Annotated in this window: 6 protein-coding genes; 4 read left to right on the top strand and 2 right to left on the bottom strand. The window is 60.9% G+C overall.

All coding sequences use genetic code 11. The features are described 5' to 3' along the window. Together KUA11_RS16870 and atpC are read left to right on the top strand one after the other, a co-directional pair. A partial coding sequence (locus KUA11_RS16870; RefSeq protein ID WP_475638920.1) for an ATP synthase beta subunit C-terminal domain-containing protein occupies positions 1 to 543 on the top strand: 543 nt, incomplete at its 5' end. A 30-nt stretch (positions 544 to 573) separates the two neighbouring features. Beyond that, a complete protein-coding gene (gene atpC / locus KUA11_RS16865; protein ID WP_217412183.1) occupies positions 574 to 987 on the top strand; it encodes an ATP synthase F1 subunit epsilon in 414 nt (137 codons plus the stop codon). A 91-nt stretch (positions 988 to 1,078) separates the two neighbouring features. Here atpC and queF read toward each other — a convergent pair whose 3' ends face one another. Then, complete coding sequence (gene queF, locus KUA11_RS16860) at positions 1,079 to 1,549, bottom strand: preQ(1) synthase (RefSeq protein WP_217412181.1); 471 nt, start codon at positions 1,547 to 1,549, stop codon at positions 1,079 to 1,081. A 105-nt stretch (positions 1,550 to 1,654) separates the two neighbouring features. Here queF and rnd point away from each other — a divergent pair, with 105 nt between their 5' ends. Both rnd and KUA11_RS16850 read left to right on the top strand, forming a co-directional pair. Next, complete coding sequence (rnd, locus tag KUA11_RS16855) at positions 1,655 to 2,854, top strand: ribonuclease D (RefSeq protein ID WP_217412179.1); 1,200 nt, start codon at positions 1,655 to 1,657, stop codon at positions 2,852 to 2,854. Between the two features lie 105 nt (positions 2,855 to 2,959). Continuing rightward, the gene (locus tag KUA11_RS16850) at positions 2,960 to 3,631 is read left to right on the top strand and encodes a GcrA family cell cycle regulator (protein WP_217412177.1); all 672 of its coding nucleotides are present in this window, start codon (positions 2,960 to 2,962) and stop codon (positions 3,629 to 3,631) included. 171 nt (positions 3,632 to 3,802) lie between these two features. On the opposite strand, the gene KUA11_RS16845 is transcribed toward KUA11_RS16850, so the two are convergent. Next, on the bottom strand, positions 3,803 to 4,510 hold the full coding sequence (locus tag KUA11_RS16845) for a bactofilin family protein (RefSeq protein ID WP_408744232.1): 708 nt from the start codon (positions 4,508 to 4,510) through the stop codon (positions 3,803 to 3,805). Between the last annotated feature and the right edge of the window lie 119 nt (positions 4,511 to 4,629).

Raw genomic sequence — 4,629 nt, 5'->3', positions numbered from 1 at the left:
TCCACGAAGAAGGGTTCGATCACCTCGGTTCAGGCCGTTTACGTGCCGGCCGACGATCTGACCGACCCGGCTCCTGCCGCGACCTTCGCGCATCTTGACGCCACGACGGTTCTGAACCGTTCGATCGCGGAAATGGGCATCTATCCTGCGGTCGATCCGCTGGATTCCACGTCGCGTTCGCTCGATCCGAAGATCGTGGGCGAGGAGCATTACAAGGTTGCGCGTGATGTGCAGCGCATCCTGCAGACCTACAAGTCACTGCAGGACATCATCGCGATCCTGGGCATGGACGAACTGTCGGAAGACGACAAGCTGATCGTTGCTCGTGCGCGTCGTATCCAGCGCTTCCTGTCGCAGCCGTTCCATGTGGCCGAGGTCTTTACCGGTGCACCGGGCAAGCTCGTGGCGCTCGAAGACACCGTTCGCTCGTTCAAGGCGATTGTGGCTGGCGAATATGACGATCTTCCCGAAGGTGCCTTCTACATGGTTGGCTCCATTGAGGAAGCGGTCGCCAAGGCCGAAAAGATGAAGGAAGCGGCGTAAGACCGCGTACGTCGGAAGGGACCGTTCAGAATGCCGATCAAGGTCGAAATCATCAGCCCCGAAAAGGTTCTGGTGTCCCGCGACGTGGACATGGTCGTGATGCCGGGTGAGGAGGGCGACATCGCCGCCATGCCCGAGCATGCGCCCATGATGCTTCTTTTACGTGGCGGCATCGTCACGCTGTATGATGGCGAGACGCCGAAAGAGCGTTACTTCGTTGGCGGCGGTTTCGCGGATATGACGCCAACACGCTGCACCATTCTTGCGGATGAGGCCGTGCCGGCTACGGAAATTTCCATTGATGAGGCGACGGCGCGTCTGGAGGAATTGACCGAGGCTTGGGGGGCGGCGGACAAGACCGATGTTGCCCGTCTGGAAGGGCTCATGGCGAAAATCCAGTCGGTGCAGGCGGAGATTGACGCGGGCAGCGGCAATCATTCCTGATCCACTTTATCTATAGCGGTAAAGTTTAGAACCCCGAAGCGGTACGTCGCTTCGGGGTTTTTCTTTGAGTGCGTGCCTAAGAAAAAGAGTATCAGCCGCGCCCTCGATAACCCGGTACATCCTGATCTGGGATCCACACGCCTTCTGGCGGGGTTCCTGTCTGCCAGAACACGTCGATGGGCATGCCGCCACGCGGATACCAATAGGCTCCGATTCTCAGCCACTCCGGGTCGAGGAGATCCACAAGTGTCTTGGCGATGGTGACGGAGCAATCCTCGTGGAAAGCTCCATGGTTGCGGAAGCTGGTGAGATAGAGTTTGAGGGACTTGCTCTCCACGATCCAGTCGCGCGGGATGTAGTCGATCACGATATGCGCGAAATCGGGCTGTCCCGTCACTGGGCAGAGGGAGGTAAACTCCGGCGCTGTGAATCGCACGACGTAGCGTGTGCCTTTATGTGGGGCGGGAACCCGTTCAAGCTGGGCTTCTTCGGGTGAGGCAGGCATGGGGGTAGCGCGACCGAGTTGCGTGAGTGCCTCAGTCCCGTTGTCCTTCGTTGTCATGTGGTGGCTCCATCAGGACGTGTTTTCGGGGATGTGTCACCGGTGGAAAGGTGGGTCAACCCGACAGGTTCTTCCGCTTCACGGCCTGTCTGTGTATGGAAGCTCATGGCAAGAACTCCGAAGCACAGTTTTCCGGCTCCTCGTCTTGTGACTACATCCGAGGATCTGTCCGCCACCGTGACCCGCTTGCGGTCCGAGCCGTTTGTGACGGTGGACACGGAGTTCATGCGCGAACGCACGTACTGGCCTGAGCTGTGCCTCGTTCAGGTGGCCGGGCGTGAAGAGGTCGTGCTCATCGACGCGTTGGCTCCGGACCTTGATCTGACACCGCTTGCGGAACTGTTTGACAACTGTGATGTGGTGAAGGTCTTCCATGCGGCCCGACAGGACATGGAAATCTTTCTCCATCTTTTTGACCGTCTGCCTTCGCCGGTGTTTGACACGCAAGTGGCGGCCATGGTGGCCGGTTATGGCGATCAGGTGGGATATGACAATCTTGTCGGCGCGCTCACGGGAGCGGCGATCGACAAGAGCCATCGTTTCACAGACTGGTCCGCGCGGCCTTTGTCCGAAGCCCAGCTTGCTTATGCCGCAGCGGATGTGACGTGGCTGCGGCTCGTGTATCAGGCGCTGGTCAAGCAGTTGGCACGCGAAGGTCGGACGGAATGGGTGGCGGCCGAGCAGGCCGCCATGGCAGACCCGGCGCGGTTGCGTGTGGACCCGCAGAAGCAGTGGGAGAAGCTGCGCGCACGCACGGGCAATCGGCGCATGCTGGGCATCCTTCGTGCCATTGCGGCATGGCGTGAGGAGGAAGCCCAGGCGGCAAATATTCCCCGTCAACGGCTGTTGAAAGATGAAAGCCTTCTGGAGATCGCAGCGACTGTGCCGCACACGGCCGAGGCTCTGGCCCGTGTGCGCGGTGTGTCGCGTGGGTTTGCCGAAGGAAAAATGGGGGCGGCACTCAGGGAGGTCATCGCAAAGGCTGAAGCCTTGCCAGAGTCTGAGCTGCCCCGTCCCACGCGCGCCAAGGGGCAGGACAGTCCAAAACCTCCCGCGGCTCTGGTGGCGCTTCTGAAGGTGTTGCTGGTGCATCAGTGCGAGCGGCACGATGTCGCTCCCAAGCTTGTCGCCAGCAGTGATGATCTGGATGCTTTCGCGCTCGATCCCGATCCATCGGGGCCGCTTCTGTCAGGCTGGCGGGCGGAAGTGTTTGGAAAGGAAGCACTTGCGTTGTGTGAAGGACGGCTTTCGCTGGGAGTGGAAAAAGGACAGCTCTGCCTGAACCATGGGCAGGAAGAGGCGTGATCTCCGGATTCCGTGAAGGCTTTCTTGAGTGTGCGGGGTTAAACCCCTATGTGTTCGCCGTAATTGCGGAGTGGCTCGACCGTTCCGATGTTGGGAGACCGTGTCATGGAATGGACTGACGAGACGATAGGCCGCCTCAAGGCGTTGTGGCAGGAAGGTCTTTCGACGGCAGAAATCGGACGTCAGCTTGGCATCACCAAGAACGCGGTGGTGGGCAAGGCGCATAGGCTCGGCCTGCCGCCGCGTCCGTCTCCGATCCGGCGGCAGGATGCCAAGACAGCGAAGAGCGGTGAGAAAAAAGTATCTTCACGTCGTGCGACAAAGACAGAAACGCCGGCTGATGGCGAAAGCGTGGTTTCTGTAGCGTCTGCGCCAGAGGAAAAAGCGGCTGCTCCAGCTGAAGCGGTAACGAAAGCTCCCGTTGTGTCCCCGCCGGCGGTTGAGGTGGCTCAGACAGTGGTTGCACCCATTGCTCCATCGCCTGTAGCGGAGAAGAAAGCGGCTGTTCCGGTCGTTGCCGAAGACGTTGCTCTTGAAGAGAAGCCGGCGAGTGATGCGCCCAAAAAGAAAGCAGCACCTCGTCCTGCCTTTCGTCCGGCGTCTACGACCAGCGGTGTGGAGCCGCGGCGGCGTGGAGCAAGCTGCTGCTGGCCGATCGGTGATCCGGGCACGCCGGAGTTTCATTTCTGTGGCGCGACGCCCTTGCCCGGCAAGCCGTATTGTGCGGAGCACGCGGCGCTGGCTTACGTGAAGCTGCGGGATCGGCGCGACAGTTAGGTCGCGGCGTCACATACACTATGGAATGATGGCACAAGGCGCGGATCCGTAGGGTTCGCGCCTTTTTGGTCTTAGGGCAATGACATAGAAAAACCCGCCATCAAGGCGGGTTTTTCTAATGATCGCTTCGGATGCCGGACGGTTGTTCCGGCACCGGAAGGCAAATCGATGTCAGTCAGCTTTCGGGGACGGTGAGGTGCTGTCCTTGGCGGCTTCCGACAGCATTTCCAGCTGACCGGTGATCTGGCCACCGTCTTCAACACGCAGGCGCTTGCAGGTCGCCTTGCCGAGTAGGCGGCCTGTGGCTGCGACGGTCAGGCTGCCACGAACCGTGAGCGTCCCGTCGACCGTTCCTGCGATTTCCGCGTCTTCGACTTCGACACCGCCACGGAACAGACCGCCCGGAGCCACCGAAAGCTCCTTGGCGTTGATCATGCTGGACTCGACCGTGCCTTCGACAACCAGACGCTCGGCATCCTGCACGGAGCCCTGAACGCTGATGCCACGGCCCACAACCAGTGTGCGGCGGTCGTCACGGGGAGCGTGGACGGCTGAAGGACGCTGGCCGGGCATGACGCCCTGAGGTGCGGCCGCTGTGGGCGTCGGCCCCGTTGCGGGAGTGCCGGGAGTCGGAGGAAAGGGAGCGCGACCCATGCTTGTGGAATCCTTTGATGGTGTGATGGTGCCAGCCTGACCAGCAGGCGTTGCGGCCGGACGCCCTGAAGGGAAGATGGAACCATGTCCACTTGATGGCGTCGTGGTGGAGGCGCCCTCCGGCTTGCCGGATGTTGCGGGCCGGACGCTGTCCGTCTTCGGAGACGGGGTGGCCTGACCCTTGGCGGCCGTGCTGGAGGTGTCAGGTTTGTGTCTCTTGAACAGCAAGAAGGAACCCCGTCACTCTGGAATTGAGGGCCACCTAGGTGGCCGGACCATCGACGTGCAGCGAATGCGAAGATCCTTCTGGAACCCTCGCTGCGTCTCTCTGACATCGACGCGGA

The sequence above is a fragment of the Acetobacter estunensis genome, assembly GCF_019083805.1.
Taxonomy (GTDB): Bacteria; Pseudomonadota; Alphaproteobacteria; order Acetobacterales; family Acetobacteraceae; genus Acetobacter; species Acetobacter estunensis_A.
The sequence above is the reverse complement of the archived record's forward strand: the minus strand, read 5'-3'. Positions and strand labels throughout refer to the sequence as shown.